The sequence below is a fragment of the Bacillus sp. EKM202B genome (assembly GCF_011066025.1).
Lineage (GTDB): Bacteria > Bacillota > Bacilli > Bacillales > Bacillaceae_G > Bacillus_A > Bacillus_A toyonensis.
Window position 1 is genome coordinate 165,524 of sequence record NZ_JAAMNK010000007.1, and the last position, 25,497, is coordinate 191,020.

Annotated in this window: 23 protein-coding genes and 1 pseudogene; 5 read left to right on the plus strand and 19 right to left on the minus strand. The window is 34.1% G+C overall.

The window, feature by feature from the left end:
• Positions 1–138 precede the first annotated feature (138 nt).
• Complete coding sequence (locus G9F74_RS11755; protein ID WP_016108760.1) at positions 139–996, plus strand: PhzF family phenazine biosynthesis protein; 858 nt, start codon at positions 139–141, stop codon at positions 994–996.
• 264 nt (positions 997–1,260) lie between these two features.
• Here G9F74_RS11755 and G9F74_RS11760 read toward each other — a convergent pair whose 3' ends face one another.
• The 16 genes and pseudogenes from G9F74_RS11760 to G9F74_RS11835 form a co-directional block, all read right to left on the minus strand.
• Positions 1,261–2,739 carry an MDR family MFS transporter gene (locus G9F74_RS11760; protein WP_165406225.1) on the minus strand — a complete coding sequence of 493 codons (1,479 nt, stop codon included), beginning with the start codon at positions 2,737–2,739 and terminating at the stop codon, positions 1,261–1,263.
• A 637-nt stretch (positions 2,740–3,376) separates the two neighbouring features.
• Positions 3,377–4,372, minus strand: coding sequence for a D-cysteate sulfo-lyase (gene cuyA, locus G9F74_RS11765; protein ID WP_016108762.1), 996 nt, complete (start codon positions 4,370–4,372; stop codon positions 3,377–3,379).
• A 288-nt stretch (positions 4,373–4,660) separates the two neighbouring features.
• A complete protein-coding gene (locus tag G9F74_RS11770) occupies positions 4,661–5,893 on the minus strand; it encodes a DUF4073 domain-containing protein (RefSeq protein ID WP_016108763.1) in 1,233 nt (410 codons plus the stop codon).
• 197 nt (positions 5,894–6,090) lie between these two features.
• The gene (locus tag G9F74_RS11775) at positions 6,091–7,632 is read right to left on the minus strand and encodes a serine hydrolase domain-containing protein (protein ID WP_033668543.1); all 1,542 of its coding nucleotides are present in this window, start codon (positions 7,630–7,632) and stop codon (positions 6,091–6,093) included.
• Positions 7,633–8,107: 475 nt separating this feature from the next.
• Positions 8,108–8,401, minus strand: coding sequence for a hypothetical protein (locus tag G9F74_RS11780; RefSeq protein WP_016108765.1), 294 nt, complete (start codon positions 8,399–8,401; stop codon positions 8,108–8,110).
• 5 nt (positions 8,402–8,406) lie between these two features.
• Positions 8,407–8,607 (minus strand): helix-turn-helix transcriptional regulator, encoded by a 201-nt coding sequence (locus G9F74_RS11785; protein ID WP_000903048.1) that lies wholly within the window; start codon positions 8,605–8,607, stop codon positions 8,407–8,409.
• Between the two features lie 337 nt (positions 8,608–8,944).
• Positions 8,945–10,090 (minus strand): hypothetical protein, encoded by a 1,146-nt coding sequence (locus G9F74_RS11790; protein ID WP_016108766.1) that lies wholly within the window; start codon positions 10,088–10,090, stop codon positions 8,945–8,947.
• Positions 10,087–11,424: a F390 synthetase-related protein gene (locus tag G9F74_RS11795; protein ID WP_016108767.1), complete on the minus strand. Its 1,338-nt coding sequence runs from the start codon at positions 11,422–11,424 to the stop codon at positions 10,087–10,089. The genes G9F74_RS11790 and G9F74_RS11795 overlap by 4 nt, the downstream gene beginning before the upstream one ends.
• The gene (locus G9F74_RS11800) at positions 11,417–12,268 is read right to left on the minus strand and encodes an MBL fold metallo-hydrolase (protein ID WP_016108768.1); all 852 of its coding nucleotides are present in this window, start codon (positions 12,266–12,268) and stop codon (positions 11,417–11,419) included. Before G9F74_RS11800 ends, G9F74_RS11795 begins: the two co-directional genes overlap by 8 nt.
• Complete coding sequence (locus tag G9F74_RS11805) at positions 12,265–13,251, minus strand: NAD-dependent epimerase/dehydratase family protein (RefSeq protein WP_016108769.1); 987 nt, start codon at positions 13,249–13,251, stop codon at positions 12,265–12,267. Before G9F74_RS11805 ends, G9F74_RS11800 begins: the two co-directional genes overlap by 4 nt.
• A complete protein-coding gene (locus G9F74_RS11810) occupies positions 13,248–14,411 on the minus strand; it encodes an ATP-grasp domain-containing protein (RefSeq protein ID WP_016108770.1) in 1,164 nt (387 codons plus the stop codon). Before G9F74_RS11810 ends, G9F74_RS11805 begins: the two co-directional genes overlap by 4 nt.
• Entirely contained in the window at positions 14,401–15,390 is a 990-nt protein-coding gene (locus G9F74_RS11815) for a beta-ketoacyl-ACP synthase III (RefSeq protein ID WP_016108771.1), read from the minus strand. Before G9F74_RS11815 ends, G9F74_RS11810 begins: the two co-directional genes overlap by 11 nt.
• 473 nt (positions 15,391–15,863) lie before the next feature.
• A pseudogene (locus G9F74_RS11820) lies at positions 15,864–16,073 on the minus strand (hypothetical protein); the annotation flags it as partial.
• 91 nt (positions 16,074–16,164) lie between these two features.
• On the minus strand, positions 16,165–16,578 hold the full coding sequence (locus G9F74_RS11825; protein ID WP_016108773.1) for a DUF6892 domain-containing protein: 414 nt from the start codon (positions 16,576–16,578) through the stop codon (positions 16,165–16,167).
• Positions 16,579–16,749: 171 nt separating this feature from the next.
• Positions 16,750–17,508: a DUF975 family protein gene (locus G9F74_RS11830; protein ID WP_016108774.1), complete on the minus strand. Its 759-nt coding sequence runs from the start codon at positions 17,506–17,508 to the stop codon at positions 16,750–16,752.
• A gap of 364 nt (positions 17,509–17,872) precedes the next feature.
• Positions 17,873–18,787: a class I SAM-dependent methyltransferase gene (locus G9F74_RS11835; RefSeq protein ID WP_016108775.1), complete on the minus strand. Its 915-nt coding sequence runs from the start codon at positions 18,785–18,787 to the stop codon at positions 17,873–17,875.
• 220 nt (positions 18,788–19,007) lie between these two features.
• Here G9F74_RS11835 and G9F74_RS11840 point away from each other — a divergent pair, with 220 nt between their 5' ends.
• Together G9F74_RS11840 and G9F74_RS11845 are read left to right on the plus strand one after the other, a co-directional pair.
• Complete coding sequence (locus G9F74_RS11840; RefSeq protein ID WP_016108776.1) at positions 19,008–19,589, plus strand: ATP-binding protein; 582 nt, start codon at positions 19,008–19,010, stop codon at positions 19,587–19,589.
• Between the two features lie 150 nt (positions 19,590–19,739).
• Positions 19,740–20,852, plus strand: coding sequence for an LPXTG cell wall anchor domain-containing protein (locus G9F74_RS11845; RefSeq protein ID WP_016108777.1), 1,113 nt, complete (start codon positions 19,740–19,742; stop codon positions 20,850–20,852).
• Between the two features lie 64 nt (positions 20,853–20,916).
• Here the strand turns inward: G9F74_RS11845 and G9F74_RS11850 are convergent, their stop codons facing one another.
• A complete protein-coding gene (locus G9F74_RS11850; protein ID WP_000202590.1) occupies positions 20,917–21,588 on the minus strand; it encodes an ABC transporter ATP-binding protein in 672 nt (223 codons plus the stop codon).
• Positions 21,588–22,652 (minus strand): ABC transporter permease, encoded by a 1,065-nt coding sequence (locus tag G9F74_RS11855; protein ID WP_016108778.1) that lies wholly within the window; start codon positions 22,650–22,652, stop codon positions 21,588–21,590. Before G9F74_RS11855 ends, G9F74_RS11850 begins: the two co-directional genes overlap by 1 nt.
• 185 nt (positions 22,653–22,837) lie before the next feature.
• On the opposite strand from G9F74_RS11855, the gene G9F74_RS11860 reads away from it, so the two are divergent.
• Complete coding sequence (locus G9F74_RS11860; RefSeq protein ID WP_016108779.1) at positions 22,838–23,461, plus strand: ArsR/SmtB family transcription factor; 624 nt, start codon at positions 22,838–22,840, stop codon at positions 23,459–23,461.
• 69 nt (positions 23,462–23,530) lie between these two features.
• A complete protein-coding gene (locus G9F74_RS11865) occupies positions 23,531–24,790 on the plus strand; it encodes an MFS transporter (RefSeq protein ID WP_016108780.1) in 1,260 nt (419 codons plus the stop codon).
• Between the two features lie 151 nt (positions 24,791–24,941).
• On the opposite strand, the gene G9F74_RS11870 is transcribed toward G9F74_RS11865, so the two are convergent.
• On the minus strand, positions 24,942–25,412 hold the full coding sequence (locus tag G9F74_RS11870) for a DinB family protein (protein ID WP_016108781.1): 471 nt from the start codon (positions 25,410–25,412) through the stop codon (positions 24,942–24,944).
• Positions 25,413–25,497 lie beyond the last annotated feature (85 nt).

Here is a 25,497-nt window from a genome sequence, read left to right on the forward strand (position 1 = left end):
TTTGACTAGTGAAACTATTTCCAGAGAGTTCCGATGCTAAAAAATAGTTTGTCTCTTGCTTTATAGTAAATTTATCCAACAACATTTATACGTAGTGCTTTCCATGTTACAATTTACTATAAGTGAGGAAGGTGTCTTATGAAAATATCTGTTTATGTTGCAAGTGCATTTAGCAAGGATCATAAAGGCGGAAATAAAGCAGGAGTGGTATTTATGGAGAATACATTGACCACTACTCAAAAAATGGCAATAGCCAAACAACTGGGCTATGCGGAAACCGCATTTATATCAGAATCTGAAATTGCTGATTATAAAATTGAGTATTTTACACCAAAAGAAGAAGTTGATTTATGTGGGCATGCCACAATTGGCTCTTTCACGATACTGATGCATTTAAATAAACTTTTCAAGAATCGCTATACGATTGAAACGAACAGCGGTGTTCTTACTATTACCATAAAAGAGGACATCATATTCATGGAACAAAACGAACCGATATTCTATGATGTTATATCTCCAAATGAGTTTATCGACTGCTTTGACATTAAAGATATAGACAATACATACCCAATTCAAATTGTCTCCACGGGCTTAAAAGATATTTTAATTCCTATAAAAAGCGAAACACAATTACATACAATGCAACCTAATTTTGAAAAAATTAAAAAAATCAGCAAGTATTATAATGTTGTCGGGATGCATCTATATACTTTTAATGACAATCGAATTATATGCAGAAACTTTGCTCCACTATACGATATCAATGAAGAAGCAGCGACTGGAACTTCAAACGGTGCATTAGCTTGCTACCTTTATGAACAGCACTACTTACAAAAAGAAGTCTATGTATTTGAACAAGGTTATTCTTTACACTCGCCTTCCGAAATATTAGTTAAATTAGCAACCAATAGCAAGAATGAAATAGAAAAAGTTTATGTTGGTGGCAAAGGCTATTACTGTGAAACTAAGTGTTTACATGTAGAAAATATTGAGTAAAAATAAAAAAACACCGAATAAAAAGGTTGAGAAGGATAGAGAAATAGATAAAAAACAAACACATTATTTAATTGAACAATGTGTTTGTCTTCAATCTGAAAGGATCTGATATGAATATCAGATCCTTTTTACTATATATAATTATTTCACTGGTTCTTTTCCAACTTTAAATACCGACGCCTTAGCAACAAAAAATTGTATTTCTTCACAGCCTAACTAATCAGCAAGAAACTTATAGGAATCATTATCAAGAGTTTTTTTGCTTTAACGATTTAACCTCTCGACAGCTTCCGCACTTGTATCTACACGTTTAACGAAAAAAACTAATAGTAGTGCTACAACATTCATGCCAAGCGCTACATAGAATGAATGCTGAATTCCGGATAATAAAGCCTTCTGCGTTAACATTGCCTTCGTAGCTTCTGTGAAGGTTGTTGGATCTACATCAGACATTAAACTTTCAGCTTTTGTTGTTGTTACAGAATTCATAATCGTAACAAGAATAGCAGTACCAATCGAACCGGACACTTGTTGAGCTGTATTATTAACAGCTGTACCGTGCGGATTTAAGCGAGTTGGCAATTGATTAAGACCATTTGTCATAAGCGGCATCATCACCATCGCCATCCCAAACATCCGCAGTGTATAAATAAGAATAATATGCGTGTGACTAGAGTCGAGTTGCAGGTTTGCCAGCATATAAGTTGAAACAGCTGTAATGGAAAGTCCTACTATGCCAAGAATCCGAGGGCCATATTTATCAAATAGTTTACCTGTAATTGGTGACATAACCCCCATTATTACCGCACCCGGAAGCATCATCAGCCCAGAGTTCAGCGGCGAAATGCCACGGACGTTTTGTACATAAGCTGGTGTTAAAATCATACCTGAAAACATGGCCACCGCGTTGACAATTGCAATTACAGATGCAAGTGCAAACATTGGGTACTTGTAAACACGTAAATCCAATAACGGTTCATTCATTTTTAATTGACGGATAATGAAAGCAGTTAGGGCAATAGCGCCTATGGTTAAAGTTGTTACGACAACTGTATCCGTCCAACCATCTGAGCTTGCAGAACTGAACCCATATAACAAACCGCAAAAACCGATAGAAGATAATAATAATGAGAGATAATCAAGTTTTGCATTTTTGTTTTGTTTCATGACATTTTCAGATTTCCAAATCCCTAATAGTAAGCTAATGATTGCTAACGGTAAAATCATTTCAAAAAGCAAACGCCAGTCATAATACTCTACAATATAACCTGATAGTGTCGGTCCAATTGCTGGAGCTGTAATCATAACTAGTCCAAAAATCCCCATTGCTGTTCCCCTTTTTTCTCTCGGAAAGCTTACTAGCATAATATTCATTAACAAAGGTCCCATAACTGAAGAGCCTGCCGCTTGAACCATCCGACCAGTAAGTAATAAGCCAAAGTTCGGTGCTACAGCCGCTAAGGCAGTACCAAGAATAAAAATCACCATGGATGTAATAAATAAGCTCCTATTTGAGAAGCGGGTTATTAAAAATGCTGATGCCGGAATTAATATACCACTAACAAGCATATATCCTGTAGAAAGCCACTGGATTGTTGAATAATCTTGAATGTCTAAATCTTTCATTATTGATGGCAAAGCTACATTTAAAAGCGAGTTATTTAGAAATGAAACAAAGGCCCCAATAAAAAGAATTACAAGCATTAAATATGGTGGTTTTCTTTTATGTAATGTTTCACTCATATATTTGTTTGCTCCCTCATTATAAATTTCATTGATTCGTTTAAATCGTTTGCATATCTGCACAAGAATACTTTATCCTTGCAGTATTTTGCCAAACTCTTCGAATAGATATTCTCTTTTTAACAATTCCCTTTTCTCACCATAACATTTTAAATCTTCTTTATTGACTAAATCCTTTATACACATGTAAATAAGATTTTGAAGGAATATATAAATGAACTTTTTTTAAAAATGACAAAATATTTAAGTAGGCCACATAAAACGATCAATCTTTTTTATAAAAATGTAAAGAATCTAAAATTAAAACCCAAACATTTTGATTAAATTGTTTGGGTTTCTTCTATTTATAAAGTCAATATTTGTAGCAATACTTTAATCAAACTAACACCTATAACTTTTTAAAACTTATTGAATTTATCACTTGCTAATCTAGTAATAAAATACTGAACATCAAACAAAACAGTAGCAAACAGAACGAACTTTATACATACTAAGGCCCATCTCATAACATTTTTAAACAATCGATTATAACGATATCTGAATTACTTTACATTTGAACCCATGTAATCCACTTCTCACCTTCTAACAATTTCGCTATATAACAAAAAAAGCATTGGATACCCAATGCTTTTTACACTTACGCAAATAGAGATGTATTCGCATATAAAGCTGGAGAGCCACCTGAATGTACGAATAAAATGTTATCTTCTTTATTAAATGTACCTTTCCTAATTAAGTCAATGAGTCCCGCCACTGCTTTACCTGTATACACTGGATCAAGTAAAATACCTTCAGTTTTCGCAAGTAACTGAACTGCTTCAACCATTTCTGGTGTTGGTAAAGCGTATCCTGGTCCTACATATTCATCAAAGCATGTAACGGCTTCGCGCGGGATAAAGTTTGGGATACCAACGTGAGCTGAAGTTTCAGCTACAAGTTTTGCTACTTTCTCTTCTTGCTCAGCTTTTCCTCTACTTACGTTAATTCCGATTACAGGAATCTGGCTTTGCGTTCCAGAAAAACCAGTAATTAAACCAGCATGCATACCCGCGCTACCACTTACACAAACAACTGTACTGAAATCAATTCCTTGCTCGAATGATTGCGCCATAATTTCTTGCGCACAAGCAACGTATCCCATTGCGCCAGTAGGGTTTGATCCACCAACCGGTATTACATATGGTGTACTACCTTTTTCACCTACTTCTTTTGCTACCTTCTGCATCTCTTCCATAAGATCTGCTCCGTTTGGTACAACAATTACATTTTCAGCACCTAATAAGTGATATAAGAAATAGTTTCCATTAAAGTCTCTCTTCTCTTCTGGCTCAAGCCCTTCCTCTAATACAAGGATACATTTCATTTTTTCTTTTACCGCAGCTGCCAGCGTCAGGCGGCAATGATTTGACTGAATACCACCAGCTGTAATTAACGTATCTGCACCCTTTTCCTGTGCATCCGCAACTAGAAACTCTAACTTTCTTGTCTTATTACCACCAGCTGTTAAACCAAGTAAATCATCTCGTTTAAAATAAATAGTCGGCCCACCAAGTACTTCAGAAAAATTGTTTAACTTTTCAATTGGTGTATATGATTCTGTATATTTTTTTCTTGGGAATCTAGCTAAATTCATTGTAACGCTCCTTTTGTACTTCTTTCACAATATATGTAACGTTACTATTATTACACGTAAAAATGGTGAAGTCATCTTTCTGAGGTGAAAAATATATCAAAATTCGGTACATGAAATTTATATCGGCGGTTTTTCAAATATATCAGCGATTCTCAATTTATATCGGCGATTTTCAAAATATATCAGCGATTCTCAATTTATATCAGCGATTTCTCAAATATATCGACTTACCGACAAAAAGTGACAAAATAAAAAGAGCCCACACATTCAAATGCGGACTCCCTCCAATCACTTATTTACCGAAAAACGAAGTAACTGCGTTAATCCCGGCTCTAAATTCATTTCACCTTTATGACGTACGTATACAGTTTTCTCTCCATCAAATTTCGGAGGATTTGCTTTATTATACGTATACCACTCATTCGTTCCTTCTATAGAGTACTCCATGTATTCAGTTGCATCGGCAATTACGTTTTTACTATCATCAGCTGTTACATCTGGTGCCATTTGCGCAACTTTTGAATCACTAACTAATAATTTCTTAATATCCTTATCACGTTTATAATCGTAAGCCGTTACGACAACATCGTTACCGTATGCTTTCACTTGCAGTCCTTGTTTAAATGAATATCCATCAGGAGCAGTTTTCTCTCCACCATTTGGTCCTGCTGACATCCAGCCTGTTTCAATCCCGCCTGTATTTACAACAGTGAAACCTTTTTCATCTCCGCCTTTAATTTTCTTTTTACCAGCCCAGTCAGGTAAGTTTAAATCCCAATGCGTATGACTCGTGAAGAAAACAACTTGCTGATAGTCTTTTAATATATCATACAATTTATCCACGTTTAAATAATCTTGTAAATATGGTGATTGTTTCGATCCGGATACCGTATCAGGTAAAACGTGATGAGAGAAAATGAAAATTGGTTTATTTTTATCTTTTTGACTATACTCTTCTAAATTTTGTTTAAGCCAACCTAATTGCTCATCACTCATATATACTTCGTCCCACATTTTTGAATCGTGGTATTTCATATATTTTTCAGTTCCTAAAAATAAAAGCGGATAACCGTCTAATTCTTTTTTATGATATACCTTTTCTTGCCCACTGAATTTCAGATAACGGTTAAATAGCGTTTCCTCAGTTACACCATTTGGCCATGTATTTTGAGAAAGTTTCCCGTCAACTGTCCATTTCCCAGCATAAAACTCATGATTCCCAACAGTTGACCATACATTTTCCGAATGTTTATTTTTGTTTAACACACGCTTCACATCATCATATTGTGACTGCTGTCCAGTTGGCGTTATATCCCCATTCATAATAAGCGCTCTAGAAAGTGGCGTCACTTTGTTCATATCTTTTAACACGTGATCAAAGTCCCCTAAATCCCCTTGAATATCACTAATAACGTTAAAAGTTGTAGCTGATTTTCGGACTTGCTCTTTCCCTTCCGCATGTGCTGAAAATGTCGGTAATAATGCCGCCATAACAGCTAATGAAGCAACTGTCTTTTTCATACAAATTCTCCCCCTACTAATAGAATGTACAAACTGACATGTTCTGCTTTCTCTTAGGTGCTTGTCCAATTCATATTATAGGGAGAGATTGTAAAGGCTAATGGAGTGAAAAATTAATTGTTTTTTAAGAGATTTTGTCTTTTCATTGCACTCCACAATTCGAGATTCGCGCCAATCTAGCTTTCTAGCCTTTAACATTACATACATGTAAATTTTGATGTTAAATCTTTTCGTTTCATACGTTGTTTTTTATTACTTTTAATTTTCGGGAAAAATCCACTAATTAATAATGTTATAATCCATACCATTATTAGAATAAAATTTATTGTATTACCGGAATTCAAGCTGAAAACTCTCCACAAATAGGCAGCACAAAATACGAGGATAGCAGTAATAATAAGTAAAAATGTCCTAACTACTAATCCGATGTAGGATCTCTTCTCTTGCTTAAAAATGAAAGTTCTTCTACCTTTGTACAATCTAATCACAAATAGCAGCAAATATAAACCAAGTGTGGCTCCAATAACAATTGATGTAATAGAGTTGTTTTTTCTCTGCTCAGCTAGAGAGAAGTAACTTTCAGGTAATTTTCCCGTTTCATATTCAATCCATGCGTGGTAAATATCCTGTCGTAAGTCTATACCACCTTCACCATTTGTAAGGATTACCAATCCATCCTTTGTATTAGGAATGAAACCATAAAAAGAATGCCAGCCTCGATTGTCACCAGAATGATAAAGTAATTTCCATTGATTAGATAGTTTTTTTTCAAATATACCTAAACCATTCTCCCCTAATACTAGCTTTTGCATTTCTTCAACATGTTCACTTTTGATGACACCATTCCCTTTATTATTTGCATCCATGCTTGCAAGTATCAATGTCATCATATCCGTAACATTTGTCTTAAGACCTGCAGCAGCCTGTTCGGTAAATTGGTAACTAGGGAGCTCCTCTCCAAAATATCCATAAGCTTTCGAAAGGTTATGGTTTTCAGGACGTTGTAAGAATGAACTAGATTTTATTCCTAAAGGTTTCATAATTTGTTCTTCCATATAACGATCAAACGGTATTCCGGTAACCTCTTCAATTACAAGTTGTAAAATTGTATATCCGCCACCAGAGTAAATTGTTTCTGAACCTGGTTTATTGGTAACCTCCACTAGTTCATTAAGCCATCCTTTTCCAGACAGAGATTCCTCAATAGAGTCAAGATGTTTCCCTGGTGCAACCCCGAGGTATCCTTTATGTGCAGACAGCCCTGCTGTATGACTTAACAATCTTCTTATTGTGACTTCATTATTATTAAACTCTGAATTAGGTAATTTCCATTTGGTCAGATATTTTCCAACGGGATCATCTAGTAATAAACGTCCTTCATCTACAAGATGCAAGATTCCCCACGCTGTAAGGTTTTTAGATATGGAACCAGCTTGAAACAATGTATCATCATTCACCGCTTTTTTTGTCTTTTTGTCTACATAACCGTAGTTAAGTGTATAAGCAATACGCCCCTCATGTACGATACCTATTGCAACCCCTGGTACCTCATAATTCTCCTGCCATTTTGGTACCTGTTCATCCATCTTTTTTTTGAAATCCTCTATACTCCTATCAGTCAGCGTGCCCGATTCTGCCCTCACCACATTTGTAAACCATACTTCATTCGTAATGAATATACAAATCATTAAACATAAAATACTTTTGCATATTATCGATGCTTTTTGCCTATTCTTCATTTGCTTCACCCTCTTTTCAGAATATTCTACCCATAAATCAGAGTATCCCATTCTAATATCCCGTTCTACCGATTTTTATTACTTAACCTTACAAAATTGTAATAAAAATCAAAGATCTACTATTGTCCTTTATCCGAGGGCAATGAAATTCATTAACAAGATTGATATGAAGTTATATGTATTGTTTCAGTTAATCCCCCTAAAATACTAGTTCGGTTAATCAATTGGATATATTCCACACTACAAATATTCATTTTATAAAAAGAAGAACCCAAACATTTTGATTAAAATGTTTGGGTTCTTTTGGCTTCCTTAAGTTTTTATGAAAAAGATTAATTATTTTATGCAGTCTGCTTAAGTAAACGTAACTATTCGTTTAACTATATTCCTTCATGTTTAACATAGAGATTTCTCTTTTTAAAAAATACATTTTGTTCAATCAGCTAACAGAACAAGATTAAACACTTAACTCGTATTAGTAATTTTTACTGTTTCTGTTGATAAATATAAAAATACTGCCTAACACACTTAATGAAAGTGCAAAATATAATAACAAATCAGGTAGAAATTTCAAAGGAATAATATCAATTAATTGTAAAACAATAATGGCAAGGATACCTAAATATAGAATATTGTACAAAGCATTATTTGTTTTATATAGAATTTCTCTTCCTCTTTCGTCATTTGCTTCATCACTTGATTGAAATTTTATTACATACATCTTACTGATCACTATTAAAACAAATAATAAAATTTTTAATAAAAACATATGTATCACTCCTCTAGATAATCAAATACGTCGGTTAACGGCTTTTCAAATGCATTTGCGATTTTAAAGGCAAGAATTAGAGAAGGGTTATATTTATTCTTTTCAAGAGTAGCGATAGTTTGACGACTAACTCCCACTCTTGTTGCCAGTTCTTCTTGAGTCCAACCTTTTTCTGCTCGACAAACTACAATTTTATTATGTAACAATAGTAACACCTCTTTAGATAATTGTAATTTATTTTTTACAAATTGTAAATTATTTCTTACAATATATTTTAAAAATTAAAAATCCTCATAAAAAAGGACATAAAGATTTCTCTCCATGCCTATTAATCTTCTACTTCTTTACTGTATGTACATAATGGGCTGTTTCAAAAACATAATAAAAAAGAGAACTACTCTTCAAGCACTTCTCTCTTTCATCCAAACGATAAATATAAAATAAATTATAAAAAATATACTATATAAATTCCATAACGTGGGTATTGCAGCTACACTAAAATAAAGAGTTCCTGGTAACAAGCAATCATAAAAGTCTTTTTGTTTAAAAGCGATGTTTTTTTGCCATCGGTTCTATATATGTATTTAATATCCACATTAATACTTTCCATACCTTTTGTTGGCTAGGTGGGAGATGAGCGTTATACACATAACTGTATTCAATTTGCTGTGTTGCACCACGATTTCGTTTGAACTCTCCAGCCCCAGCACTACAATGACAAATTAAATCTTTTTCGATAGAATCCATTGTAATAAGGAGGGAAAGTATACGGTATAAACCTTGTTGCTGATCAGAGTTTGTATGATAGCCAAGGATTGGCGTTGTCATAACTCCATCCCGAATAAAATAAGCAATGACACCATCAATTGTATCCCCTTTTTTTATGGCCTTTATCTCAAATAAACGATGCTGAAGAGCATTCCATAAATAAGCGGGTGTAAACATTGGGTTATGGGCGGAATATTTTTCAATATATAGTTGGTTGTATAGCTGGTAAATTTGTAAAATATCATCTTTTGTTAATTCTTCATTCGTAATGATTTCATAATTGCTTTTCTCTAATAAACTTTTATCATTTAATAAGTCTTTTCGTTTTTTTCTATTCATTTTTTTATAGTGTTTCGGATCAAATAAGTATATAGAACGAGACATAATTTTATTATAACCGACTGTAGCTAGTGCTTCTGTCGTTGCGGGATATAATTTGTTATTTAAAGAGCGAAATAGAATGGTATGCTCTGGAAATTTTCCAACTAATAATTTCGTTATTTGTTCGATTTGTTGTTCGTTGATAGAGTGATAAAGATTTGTTGAAAGCATCCAATTATTTACGACAATGACTTTATTTATATTCGTTCGTCTTAGCCAATTTCCCATAAGATGAATCGGATAGGTTAATAGCTTCTCTAGCCATGGTTTTTTCAACTCCCATAGTTCTTCTAACGCATAAGATACGTAATGCGTATAAGGAGAACATACATATGAATTTTCGAACTCTGCGTTATTAAGAGTAACTGGCAAGATGAGATCATCAATCTCTAATAGAAAGAGCTCCGTGTTAACATTTTTAATAAATGCTGTAACGCCCTTTTGAAAAAGAGGCAGGAAACTATCTCGCACATATGCTCCATCTTTTTTTGATTCCCAATCAATACTATGCAAGGAATGAACATCATGTAACTGAATCATTTATGTTCACCACGTCTTACAAGGCTTTCTATTCTTTTTAATTTTTTATCATATACTTGAATATCGTAATGCGAAAAGAAGAACTGTGGTATCGTACACTTTTTAGTAGACCATAGTGTATGTAATTCTTGCATTACCTTTGATTGACATAATTCGAGATTTTCAGGTAGTGCTTTAAGTTTAATTTCAATTTTGTCTACGCTATGTTGTATTACTTTAAATTCTTGAATGTCACTAGATGCAAACAAAATTGCTCTTCTAATGAAATCTGGAAAAATAAATATTTCACTATTATCCAATTCACTTATTCCAATAAATATATCATCGCATCGACCATCAATTCGTTCTAATGCTAAGAAAGGTGAGCCGCAGCTGCACGGCGTTTTTTCCTCAATTAATATGTCATTGAGACGATAGCGTATAATCGGCTGTGTTTTCCTCATGAAATCAGTAATAATGGGAACGAATATCCCCTTCTCTTGATCTAAGTATTCTTTTTCAATATGAACGAGATCTTCATTCATGTGTAATGTCCCCTGCTCGCAGGTGGTAGCAAGAAAACCTTCTGTACATTGGTAAACTTGGTGTACTGTCTGCTTGAAAGTTGCACGAATAAAGTCTCTATCAATATCTTCAAGCACTTCTGCTACAGAGATAATTTTCTTTGGACAAATTGTAATCAGTCCTTCTTGCTGCCAGTAAGCGATTTTCCGTAACATAGACGGAGGTGCAATTAAAATAGATGGCTGTATTTCATTTAATCGCGTGATATGCTGCTGAAACGAATCTAGTAAATCAAAAAAATGAAATGAGATTCGCTTATTTTTTGTCGCTTCATATAAATTGCTATTTGCACGTAAGAAAAAAGCAATCGTGTGTTTATGTAGAATGCTAGAAGGAAGCACCTTTCCAATAATCGAGCCAGCCCACAACGTTTGTTCTTCCTCGGAAACGAGAAAAACCCCACGATTTCCACTAGTGCCTGATGATAAACCGACAGTTATATTACGAATGGTTGGTGAGAAATTCCGGGTCTTTTCTGCTTCAAATGCTACATGAAACGCTTCTTCCTTTGAAATATGTACTGTATTTAATGTATCAAAATGTTCCATCATTACTTCTTTATCAATAATCGGGAGTGCAGCCAAATTCCCCTTTTGAATTTCATGTAAAAACGGCGTATATAACTGGCGATAAAAAGGCGACGCCTCTATCGTGAACAAAAGTTGTTTTTCTATTTGTTGTTTATGAAACTGTTCCAACTGTTTACGATTTGAAAATCTCGAGCCATATTTTGTTTTCAAGTATTGCTTGAGAATTCGTAGTTTATTCATAGTACACCCCTGCTTTAATTTTATCCCATGTATGTTCACAATGAGTTGGTACAATTTCAATCTCAGGTGATGTTTGTGATAAATGGTGTAGCTTCTCGATATTCTTTCGGTAAGATTTTGGATCGCTCGTTAAAAGGTTGGCAATCTTACTAGGAAATACAAGGTTTTGATACGTTTTACTTAGCCACACTGCGTCTGCACAAAGAAAGACAATTTTATTACTCTGTAAATGAACGAATAAACCAAATTGTCCCGTTGCGTGTCCTGTTAAATCAACAGCAAATAATGAGCCATCCTCAAATACATCATACCCCTCTTCAAACTTTCCATATGTAGAAGGTAAGTTAAGGGATGGAGTTTGATCAATGAATGACATTCTTTTCTCTAAATCCATCGGCAGTGTATCTTTTAGACACCCTTTTAATAGAGCACCAAATTTACTTCTCTTTTTAATATCCTCATAAGCTTTTGCGAAGGTTAGTATTTTCGCTTTTGGAAAGTCAGGTAAACCAGCAGTATGATCGCCATGAAAATGAGAAAGAATAATATATTTAATTTCTTCTGGCTGAATACCATCAAGAAGAAGTTGCTGTTTAATCGATTGCTCTTCCGTGAAATGAACAGGCGTAAGTTTTGCATATACAGAGTAAGGAAATCTTTTTGTCGCCTCTTTAAAATGTCCTGCATATCCAGTATCAAATAAAATATATCCTAATACTGGATGCTCGAGTAACCCTACTGTAGCAGGAAAGCATATTTGTTTCCAACTGCCCTTGGAGTATGCGATTTTTTCTGGATGTGTGCAATATCCTGTATCATATAGCTTTAAAGATTTGATTTTCATTGTATTTTCCACCAGTCTACAAATTTTGTAATTCCTTCTTCTATACTGATCTTTGGAGCATATCCTAGTTCTTCTTTAGCTTTATCAATATTTAATGTCTGGCTTTTTGAAAGGACACTAACAGTATACTTTGTAAGAATAGGTTCTTTTCCGAATAAAATAGTTTTTGAGATTCCTTCTAGTATAGCAGCTAGTGAAAAAGCGGTTTTGTAGGAAATTTTTTTATATTTTACTTCCTTATCAAGACGCTTCATTACATTTTCTATGACCTCATATAAATTTACACGTTCGTCATTTGTTATATTGTACTTTTGACCTAATGTATGTTTTGGGGAATGCATACAAAGAAGTAAAGCATCTACAACATTCTCAACATACGTAATATCAACAAGAACATTTTCAGTACCAATTCTCGGTAAAGCACCCTTTTCACATACTTTAATAAGACGCGGAAGAATCGCGTTATCTCCTGGTCCGAATAAAGCGCGCGGACGTATTGTGATAACTGGTAAACCATGCATGAAAGCTTGATCAATAGCTTGTTCAGCCATGTGCTTCGTTGTTGCATAATGATTTACAAATGTAGCAGGAAGTTTCGCGTTTTCTACTACATTTTGTCTCTCATCATAATAGAAATAAATACTTGGTGTTGATACGTGGATCAGGCGTTTTATACCGTACTTTTGACTTCCCTCGATAATATGTTTCGTTCCTAACACATTCGCATTATAAAAATCTTCATATTTGCCCCAAGGGGAAGAAAGTGCGCCGCTATGAAAGATATAATCTTTATCTTTACAAACTTGTAGCACACGATCCCTATCTTCAAGAGGACAATAAACAAACTCGATTCCATTTTGTTCTAATACCTTACCGATTGTTTTATTTCTTCCCGTTGCCGTTACTTCATAGCCCATATTTTTCAGTCGAAAGGCGAGTTTTTGTCCTAGAAAGCCCGTTCCACCAGTTACTAGCATTTTCATAAATCTTCACCATCCCACGATATGTCATATGTTGTTTGCTCTAAAATAGTCCGTTCATTTTTATGACTTTCACGCCATAATTTATACATGCTAAAAAACTGATAAAAAAATGGTTTCCAATCATTGTGACGATAAACGATATCTGGATAAGAGCATAGAACTTTTAACCATCGCTTACGTTTTTGTTTACTTTTTAAATAAGGAAGTCCATATAAAAACATCGCTAACCGAATTGCGCACTCAGAGTTTGGTCTTGGAATACGTGTATTGTTTACTGTTTCATGAAAGAAAGCCGGCAATATTTCCTCATCGAATAAATGTAATCCACTTGTAGTACGTGGATTACATTCAATCGGAATTGCATCTCCATCCTCTGTAACGATAAAATCAAAAGCAATTTGCCCTGAGAAATTCAGCTCTTTTACAATATGTCTCACAAACTGATCAATTTTAGGATGATTCATATGCTGAAACGCAATGGTAGCACCTAAGCCTGCCGTAAATTCCGTTTTATACGTAGAGTTAGCTAACACTTCCCCAGATTGTGCAATACTGTAGGAACAATGCTGCGTCCCTTGTATAAACTCTTGCATAATATAATTCGACTTATGTATCATGCTTTCTTTTAGAGCATCCTCTTTTGTAATAAATTCCACTTTATCAGAAAACCGGGAGTAAATCGGCTTTAATACAAAAGGAGTATGTGCTGTTGTTTTGTGCATCATTGACCTTATCGCTTCTTTATCATCTATTCTATATGTTGCAGGTACTTGCCACCCTAAATTCGCTACGAACTGAATAAATTCCCACTTATTATGCAGTAGTGAAAGTTTTTGAAAATCATCTACTAATACATGACAAAATGCACTTAATTCCTCTCTATATTTAGATATATAAAATACTTCTTCACAAGTAGGAATAAGCAAATCTACATTGTGACGTTGAATAATGGATAGTAGCGCACGAATACTTTCATTTGTTTTCCACTTTGGAGATGGGATTTCATAAAAGTAATCCGTACTTTTTGAAACTTTACTTAACGGATACGGAATACTATCTGTAACAATAACGGTATGTCCGGCGTTATGAAACAGTCTGCATAAATGCAAAGTTGCTGGTGCACGTGCCCCTGTAATTAATACTGTTTTTTTAGTATTCAAGAAGGATGCCCCCGATAGAAAGTCCTGCAGAAGTACCTAATAATAATATTTTATTTCCGCGTTGCACTTTCTTTTGCTTAATGGCTTCAAAAAGAGCGATTGGAATAGATGCGGAAATCATATTACCGTAGTCTTCAAAAATGGTCATAAAGCGCTCCTCATCTACCCCTAATTTTTTACGAATAAGTCTCATAGCTGGTCCACTTGCTTGGTGAGGAACAATTAAATCAATATCGGCTAGAGAATAACCAGTATCCATAAGGAGCTTGTCGATAAACTTCATTAAATACTTAGAAGATAGTTTAAAAATGGCTCTTCCATTCATATCGAACAAGAAGTCTTCTTTTCGTTCCTCACTATACTCCCTAGGATGAATCATCGTTCCACCGCCACGAATTTCTGATAAATGCGCACCAGAGCTATATGTTTCCATATGGGAAGCAATAATAGAAGATGAATGATCGCCTTTTGTTATGACAACAGCTGCTGCACCGTCACCGAATAAAATACTGCTTTCATTTTGTCCCCAATTTAATCCAACAGAAGAAATTTCAGAAGAAATAATAACAACATTTTTGTATCTCCCGCATTCAATTGCGTATGAAATTGTATCAAGTGCTGTTATGAAACTTAAACATGTTGAATTGATATCAAAACATGGAATACCAGAATGCTGTAGCCCGAGCTGTTCTTGAATAAGTGATGCAGTAGAAGGAATCGCCTGTTGAATCGTTCCGCTTCCGCAAATAATACAATCGATATCATCCCAAGTTAACTTCGCATCTTCTACAGCTTTTTTTGCAGCTTCCGCCCCCATATAAGAAGACGTTTCTCCATCAACAAAATATCTTGTTTTCACCCCAGCTTTTTTTAACGTCCAGCCTTCTGGTACGTGTAACATACGATCTACTTCAAAAGAATCTACCTTTCGTTTTGGAAGATAGGTGCCAATGCCTTTTATACTAATATATCTTTTCATTTTCTATCGCCTCTTAATCTTTTTATAAATTTTAAAATTCCGTCATATTTAAATACTGTTGTGGATACATACAGATTTTTTTATAAAATTCTGCTATCCCATTATGTACATATAATCCTACCTCTCTTCAACAAAGAGCCAGTTCTCTACTTGAGAACTGGCTCTTTTTGCATGAGAATTCTTCAAATACATAATCTAGAAAAAACTTTTATATCAATTTAACTATATTATAACAATTATCCGAAAATAATTAATAGTATTTTTTTGTAAATAAAAGTGAATATGTGGTACAAACTTATGTGAGATGATAGTTTATTGAATAGCAAATATAAATATATGGAGCGTATATACATGTAATTTAAACATCTTCTATTTTCTCTTTTGATTCCACAAAAGTTACTGTAATTTAAAACCTAAAGTATGTATCTCCATATCTTTTTTACCTATTTACTATTCTATCGAGATTGAAATATGATACATCCAACATTTGTTTCTAACTCTTTGAATCTATTACCATAATATTTTGTAGCTTTTTCTACCTTTTCTTCTTGAGTCATATTGTCCGTCGCCCCTGTTATATCGCATCCATCTAAATCTATAAAAATGCTATTGAATTTACCTAAAATGCCTAAATCAACAGTTTTACTCCAGTAGCCTTCACCATCATTATCGATTATTATCAAAGTATCCTCCATTCTACTTTGTTCGTTGCATAAGAAAAAGTGAGTCTTTCTTAACAAGAATCACTTCCATTATTATACAAATCATCTCTCATTAATCCTCAATTTCAATTCCAGCTTGTTTAAATGGTTCTAATACTTTTGGGTAACACATTGAAATATATTCCACTGTTTTTAGATTTTTTAAATTTTGAAATCCTTCAACAGATATTACATCAAATAAACTGTCTTCACCATCCCAATCTGGCTTTAAGATATGATAAATTTCATTTCCTCCATCAAAGCAAAGGGATTCAATCTTTTCCAAATCACTTGTTTCCAAAATTAACTCTTCTAAAAAATCTCTAATTTCAACAATTGGGCCAGCTCCTGAATACCATTCGAAATTATTCGTATACTTATCTATTAAGTCTTTTAATCCTTTTAAAAATAATGGCTCTTTATCTAATAAAGCTTCAATTACTACTAATTTAAAATTAAAGTCCTGAAACATCTCACTCTTCCCCATTTTAAATTCCTCCAATGTTATAACATCCTTATCCAAATTATTATAAGTAAAACATATCCAATTGCAGCTTCTTTATTTCTTTCAATATCACATTAAAAAGGGATATGCTTAATTGCATGTCCACAATCGAGAAAAGATACATTATACATATTTTCTTACTACTTATATTCTTTATATACTTACCTTCGCTTCTCTATCATCCTGTTTCTTAATTAAGTCTAAGTAAAAATGCGAGACAGTTGTGTTGTAATAAGGGGAAATGAATATGAATGATAGATTAAATGTAAATATGCCTATAAATGCAGTTAATAAAAACCAACCAATAAAAGATAACCAAAGAACAAATAACTTGAACTTATGTCCTTTCATTATTCTTTTACTCTCCCTTAATGCTTCACTTGCTGTATAATCCGGATTCTCTATTAAAATGTAATATGCCATTGAATAAGAAAAATATTTAATACTACCTGGAACAATTAATAACAGACTCCATAAAAATAGAAAAATAGCCTGCAATACTCCTAATTTCATTGATCTAAACAAATTGTTCTTCCTAAACCCTACAAATACATCGTCCACCTTAGCATCTTCATTTTTACCTAAGCGTAAGGTGAAAACAGAATACCCATAATTAAAGATACCTTGTATGACACTGTAAATAAAAAAACAAATCAGTCCTATAAAAAAATAACTTAGAATAAGTAAAACTAGTGCTGTTGGATCTACTTGCGGCTGCCCACCAATTGAATAAATAAAGAAAACATCCAAACCAATTACCCCAATAAACAGGCCAAATATTAAATATATAAAACTAGCGATTGCTGATGTACTTAAAGTTGGTACAAAATAGTATAACGCCGATCCCCCTATACTTACTCCCCATTTCCCATCTAACGAATTAAGTACTGCTTTCTTTAAATTTCTTATCAAACTTACATCCTCCCTTTTCCCATATTTTATCCAATATAAATTTTACAAATAAAAGAACTTGTAGCAAGCCCCACTACAAGTTCTTTTAGCTAAACATTTTAGCTTATCCAAACAGAATATAATTTCTACACAATCGGGGTTAATTTCTAAAATATGGTTTATTAAAATCATTATATAACATAATTATTAATTTTGTTGAATATTCTGTTTCTTTATATAAATACACCCCACATTCTTCCTGATATTTATTTAGATGTAGTAACTCATGTAGCAATATACCTATCATTATCTTTTTCAATAAATCCCATCCTTTTGTTTTCCACAAAAAAAGACACAGAGATTCCTCCCCATGCCTACTAATTCCTTACTTCTTTACCGCATGCACATAATGTACCGTCTCAAAAGCTTTTAAATAATCGTTTCGTCCTTCAAAATATAATGTATGAATATCATCTGGCGATAAATGTTCATAAATGAGTAAGCCCGCCTTCTCTAACAGTGCTTCCATTTCGGCATAAGAAAAACATGATTTCATCGGTTCTCCGCCTACTGCAGCCATTTTCACCATATTTTCCACTCGATTAGATAATCCTTTTTCCGTAAACAAGTTTTCATCTGAATAATCGAAAACGATAGAACTTCCTTCTGGAACCATCGCAAATAGACATTCTATTAAACTAGAAAGTTCCTCTTTCGTTAAATAGTACGAAACACCTAAAAGGCTAAAGAAAGTCTTTTTATTTTCAAATCCTTCATTCTGTAACTGTTCACTGGAAAATCCTTTCGTGAAGTCCATCGAAACAAAATGAAGGTTGTTTGGAATTTCAAACTCTGCTTCTTTTATTCTTTCCTTCTTAAACTGCTGCGTAGAAGGATGATCCACTTCAAATATTTCTATTTTATTCTCTAACTCTCGGTTTCTAAAGCTGAACGTGTCTAAGCCTGCACCGAGTATGACGTATTGTTTCGCTCCCAATGTAATTTCATGTAGTAATACTCTTTCACAATATGCCGCACGCGCTAAAGGTGTTGGTGATAATTGAACTTGCGTAATCCATTTTAATATTTCTTTCGGATTATCTTGAAACTGCTCTGCAATGTCTGTATTGAAAAAATGTATTCCTTGAACCATGTTCGTTTCAATGTCGTTACGTTCTTTTTGTGAAATGAACTCTTTAGCTACATAATCATCAAAGATTTTCGGACTATCAAATTCACTGTGATATGCCCTTCCGAAAGCCGATACTAGCGACGTTATACTTGCTTCACCTTTTTTCACGCACATACACTCCTTCATTTTGACAATAAAAATAGGGTTCCCCTGGCCAGGAGAACCCTATTATACACTTTATTTTCGTATTGGTAAATTATAGCATAAATAAGTTTTTTTGTCAAGTTTCCAGCCTGCTATCACTCCGACACTTTATATATTCTCTGGCAGGAAAATTGTCAATCTACATTGAATATTCCAGATTATAACAACACACATGGAGGCCAATATGAAACGATTCGTCATTATTACAGTAGGAAAAACACACAGCGGAAAAACTACATTTGCAAGAGCATTAGAAAAAGAGTTATCCCATTCTTTCGTTATGGATCAAGATAACCAAGCTGAATTTATTAACACGCATTACGAAAAGTTACAACCGGCTGAAGGTGCTAATACTTTTAAGCACGGTCTTTCTAAATTCATTGTTGATTATGCAAAAGAACATACAAATTTACACCTTATTATTAGTAACTCCAATCGCAGTAAAAATGGAAGGCTATATTTACTAAACGAGTTATTTCCACAAAATGGATATGTACGCATACTCGTTCACTTTGACATTCCAGATAATGTACTTTATGAGAGAGTAGCTCGAAGCACGCGAAGTACGAATATTTTTAGAGGTGGATATTCTAGTTTCAAAGAAGTACTTGAACGACAACAAACTGAATCACTTCACGATGATGTGGTAGATCCTATAGAAAACGAGGCTGATTATTTGTTTGTTATTCGCAATAGTAAGGATGTAAACTCTACTATAGAAGAAATTGTTCATCTTTCTAAAGACTTGTCCCCTACCCCAAAATAAGAGACTATAAGAATTACATAATGATAGATTATTATGCAAATACTTCCTCTAGACATCGTACATGGTATATAATGATAAGATAATCTACTTCTATATGCTCATTTTTACACAAAACAGTTCATGCATATGAAAGAAAAGAGGTACAAAAATATGAAAACAAAACAAACAATTGCTGCGTCTACACTAGCTTTAGCAATGATTGCTGGCGCAAACTCTGCTCATGCAGAAGTAACTGATGCTACTCCTCAGCAAAATACTGGAGATCGATTAGCTGAAATTAAGCAACATAAACAAGAGTTAGATGCGAAATTGCAACAACACAAAGAAAACGTGGATCAAACATTGAATGAACTTAACAAGGTTAAGGAAAATGTTGATACGAAGGTGAATGAACTACATGAACGCAAACAAGTTGCTGATGAAAAAATCAACGAAATGAAACAACATAAACAAGAGTTAGATGCAAAACTTCAGCAAGACAAACAAATCGCCGAGGATAAAATCGCTGAAATTAAAGAGCATAAAAAACAAGTAGATGACAAAGTTGCTGAAATAAAAGAACATAAGGAAAATATTGATACAAAGGTTAATGAGATTAAAGAACATAAACAAACTGTCGATGAAACAGTAAATGAAATTAAGCAACATAAAGAAAACATCGATCAGAAGGTTAATGAACTTAAGGAAGTTAAAAAACAAGTAGATGAAAAATTAGCTGAGTTAAAGAAAGCGAAACAAACTGCTGAGGATAAACTTGCTGAGCTAAAAGAAAATAAGCCGAATACTGATAACACGTTAGAAGAACTTAAGAAAATTAAAGGAAACTTAGATAGTCTTTCTGCTAACTTAGAACTAGCTAAACAAGATGTGAAAAATAAGCTAGCTGAATTACAAAAGGCTAGACAAGACTTACTAAATAAAATTAACGAAATTAAACAAGCGAAACAAACTGTTTCAGACGATTTAACAAAGAAAAAACAAGACTTAGATATTAAAATCAACGACTTTAAACATACTGAGAAAAAAATTGACGACAAATTAGCTGAGTTACATACAACGAAGCAAAATGTTGATAACAAAATTAATGAAATATCACAATCGAAACAAACGCAAGCAAATAATAGCACTAAAAACAATAACGCTAGAGAACTTCCTAACGCTGGTAGTGAGCAATCAAATAATATGGCTTTAGGTATGTTATCTGTATTAGGCAGCGTTTTATTAGTAACACGAAATAAAATTAAAACGTTATTCTCAAAATAAAGCCATTATACTTATTAAAAACAATTATACAAAGGCCAACCGCATGTGCGGTTGGCCTTTTTCTTTATATTAACTGTCCATCTCTAAGCGTCAATATACGATCACATACATCAAGCATTCTTTCATCATGTGTAATCATAATAGCTGCTTTTTGGCTCTCTTTCACTTCACGTTTCATCATTTCAACGACTTCACGTGCACGTTTTGAGTCTAAGCTTGCCGTTGGTTCATCTGCTAGTATTAAATCTGGGTTGTTCATGAACGCACGAGCGATTGCCACCCTTTGTTTTTCTCCACCAGATAGTTGATTTGGATAATGATTTTTTCTTTCTCCTAATCCAAATGCCGCTAATAGGTGATCCGCACGCTTTTCAGACTCTTGTTTGTTGTCTTTTTTCAGCTTTGCAATATAAAGTAACTGTTCTTTCACATTTAAATACGGAACAAGGTTTGCGAACTGGAAAATGAAACCGATCTTTTTCAAACGTATATCTGTCATTTCCTTTTCGGATAACTGCGTAATATTTTGTTCACGAATGTATATATCCCCTTTTGACGGCGATAATAAAGCACCCGCAATTGATAATAACGTACTTTTCCCTGATCCAGAAGGACCGACGATTCCGATAAATTCTCCAGCTTTCACATCAAGCGATATCGGATGAAGGGCTGTTACTTCTGTATTCCCTTCTCCGTACACTTTACTTACTTTGTCTAATTTTAATAATGAAGTCATTACATCCCGCCTCCAATCGCTTCTAATGCATCAACTTTTAATACTTGATATAACGAAATAAGTGTTCCTAAAATACTAATGACGATAAAGATTGCTGCATATTGTGCAATCATCGGTGTTGTTAATAAGAACGGCATACCTGCTGGTAAAATTTGTTCTAATCCTTGTACAAGAACAATACTGATTACCATCGCAACGACTGATAAGAATAACGCCTGCACGACTAAGCTATTTGCTAAATACGAGTTCTTAGTACCAATTGCTTTTAATACGCCTAATTGCTGTGTTTTTTGCAACGTAATGACGTAGAAGAATACACCGATTAATAACGCAGCGATAACAAGTAAGAATGCAATGATCATCGTTAATGTTCCTTGCTCTTCTTTAAATCCTGGAATACTTTGCAGTACTTCTTTTTTATCGATAACGTGAGCATTTTTAATCTCTTTATCTGTATTCAGCGCAATTGCACTATAATCTTTTTGGTTTGGTTGTGAAATAGATCCCCATACATCTTCATTTACATATACAACTGGTGTATGGCTAAACATTTGGTCTTTCGTAAATCCAACGATTGTAAATTCTTTCTTTGAAACAGGATCGATAATTGTATCCCCAATATCGATTCCTTTTTCTTTAATGGATTCGTCAGCAACCATTTCATTGTTCGCTGTACCTAATTTCTCCCCCTCTACAATGTTCGGTTCTAAAAATGTATCACGTTCACTTGAGAAAATGGCGATATCAACCTTTTTCGAACTATCTTTCTTTTCATACGTTGAAACTTTCACACGAAACGGAACTGCCTCTTTCTCGCCTACTTGATTTACTACGTTATCTACATCATCTTTCTTAATTTGTGAACGAAGTAATTTATTTTCCGCATCATCTGCTAAAACGAACTTATTTGCCTCCATATTTTGAATCGATGACGCATTATCATATGATAATCCATTTGCTAATCCTGAAATAACAAGGACTAAAAATGATAATAACACCATAATCAGTCCGATTAATCCGTATCTTAATTTTGATTGTTTCAATTCACGCAGAGCTAAAAACATTTCGCTCGCTCCTTCCTCTTTCTTTCTATGCACTTATCATAAAAAAGAAATATGAACGGAATATGAACAGAAGATTACAGAGATTAAGATTTAATTTTCAGAAAGTATTGAAAATATTTGGAATCCTTGATACAATTCAGTCAAATAATCTTGACCGAGTAATTTTATTAAAGGAGTTGATCATTTTGAAGCCCGTATTAACACTCACTACTTATAGCCAACTAAAAGCATTAAGCGATCCACTACGTGCCGAAATGATGATACGTCTATGCGAACGTCCTTATACTGGACAATTACTATCTGAGAAATTCGGCATTTCAAGGGCGAAAATTCATTATCATTTAAAAGAATTAGAAAAGAATGGTCTTATAGAGATTGTTTATACAGAAGAAAAGAATGGCATTGTTCAAAAGTTTTATCAATCTGTCGCTAAAGGCTTCACCCCTGCCACAGATCTATTACCTCATTTAGAAATATTAAGCGAATCAGGTCGCCAAATCTTTTTACAAATGATAGAAAGAACGAAAAGCCAAATTCTCGCTGCACCAGAGGAAGCTTTTACATTACGAAATGCAAGTGAAGACCCAGCTAAGTGGAATTACGTTTCATCTTGCTGGGAATTTGATGCTACGCCAGAACAATTTCAAGTGTGGGTAAAAAAGTTTTATGAATTGATGGCTGAATTAAGCGAAATTACAAAAAGTGCAGATAAAGATCCGAATAGTAAACCTTATTATATTTCTACTACTGCACTTCAAATTGCTGAGAGAACAATGCACCAATTTATTAAAGAAGAAGAAAAATCGTAATACGATTTTTTTTACTGAGACGGTCAAATTTATTTTACCGAATAAATTTATTATAAAGGAGTAGATTAAATGGACATATTAAAAAACCGGAATTTCCTCTTATTATTTTTAGGGAGAATTTTTATAAACATAGGAGATAGCTTGTATTATGTAGCAGCGATGTGGCTCGTATATAGGCTAAGTGGCAATCCTTTTTATTCTGGATTAGCTGGTTTCCTTACGTTATTACCTTCTGCATTACAATTTCTTACCGGTCCATTCGTTGATAGATGGTCAATAAAAAACACCCTCGTCATCACACAAGTTTTGCAATGCATTCTTATTTTAATCATTCCTATTACACACTACTTCGACCTATTAACAGTCCAATTACTACTCATCATCATGCCCATCGTAGCCTTTATCGAACAATTCGCCTATCCCGCACAATCGAAAGCTTTACCACTTCTACTGAATAAAACACAATTATTAAAAGGAAATTCACTCTTCTCATTTGCGTATCAAGGCATCGATTTAATTTGTACAACTCTTTCTGGCATATTAGTAGCACTACTAGGTGCCATTACTTTATATGTGATCGACTCTCTTACATTCGCGATTACTGCCCTTTTATTTTTTTCATTAAAAATGCCAAAACAAACCGAAACGGGCACATCACTATCAACTAAGCAATATTTCTCTGATTTAAAAGAAGGTTTTTCAATCGTCTTCCGTTCATTAATGAGCGTATTCTTAATCGGTTCAGTAGTCGCTAATTTTTCAATCGGTATGACGATGGCCATACTCCCTTCTTTCGCTGATTCTTTAGGAGGCGTGAAATCATATGGCTTCTTCTTAGCTGCTATATCAGCAGGTAGTCTCATTGGTGCATTATTCAGTTCCTGGGTTGGCAAACGTAATGTTGGCCATGTCTCTATTATTGGCTTTGCGACTGGCGCTATATTTTGGTTTCTCTCTACAATCGTACCGTTTCAATGGCTATCTATTCTCTTATTCGGCCTAGCTTGGATTCCAATTGGAGCCACGAACATATTATTCGCGACAATTAGTCAAATTGTAATTCCAAATCAATATATTGGACGTATCAATTCAGTGATGCGAAGTATGGGCACAATCGCTATGCCGTTCGGTTCTCTAATTGGTGGATATACGGCAAATGTATTTAGTAGCCAACTCATTTTCGCACTCGCTAGTATCGGAATTTTATTCATTTCTCTTGTATGGCTGCTTCATCCGAAATTACGGGCTTTGCCGAGAGCTGATGAGATTACAACGGATACTTTTGGGGTTCGGTTTAAGGAAGAGCGCGGGAAAGGTGCGGCTTTATAGCAAACCAAACATAACCCCGTTCTAAATTGGGGACGGGGTTAAAAATATAGTTATTTCATTTTGGATGTAAAATACTTCACTAAAAATATAACAATAAAGTCGTTTGAATATCTAAATTTTATTCAACAATAGCACCAACTTAAAACGGCAGTTAACGCTTTGATGGCCAAGCACTCTGCATTTTCCTTAATTGAATAATTTGTCCTGTATGATAAGCATCGTGAAGCATAATATCCAGTAACTTACCCTCAAGTGAATTTTGTTCAAGTTCTTTTTCAGAAATTGCACTTAATACCTGTCTTAAATTACATTGAGCATTTTCAGAACGTTCAACGACCTCCTTCCATTCCTTATCACCACTAGATTGCTTAGTAAGATAAAAGGTTTCATCACCGTCGAGATTATGTGTCCATTCACGGCCTTCCAAGTTTGCAGCAAGTCTCTCTTTGTAATAAATAAGATGATTAACGTTCTCCCAAATGGTTTTCATTCCCTCTCCAGATGGTTTCCACATAGCCTGTTCGGCTGTAAGTCCTTCTATAGCATGTTTAAACGGTGCATACCAACTCTCTTTATCGAATGTTGAATCTAGTACGTTTAAAAACAAGTCAACTCGTTTCAAAGTAATTTCCTCCCTAAATAGTTAAAGTTTCAATAAAATCCTTATAACTCTGTAGAGATTCTACATTTTTAAATAAACTTCCTCC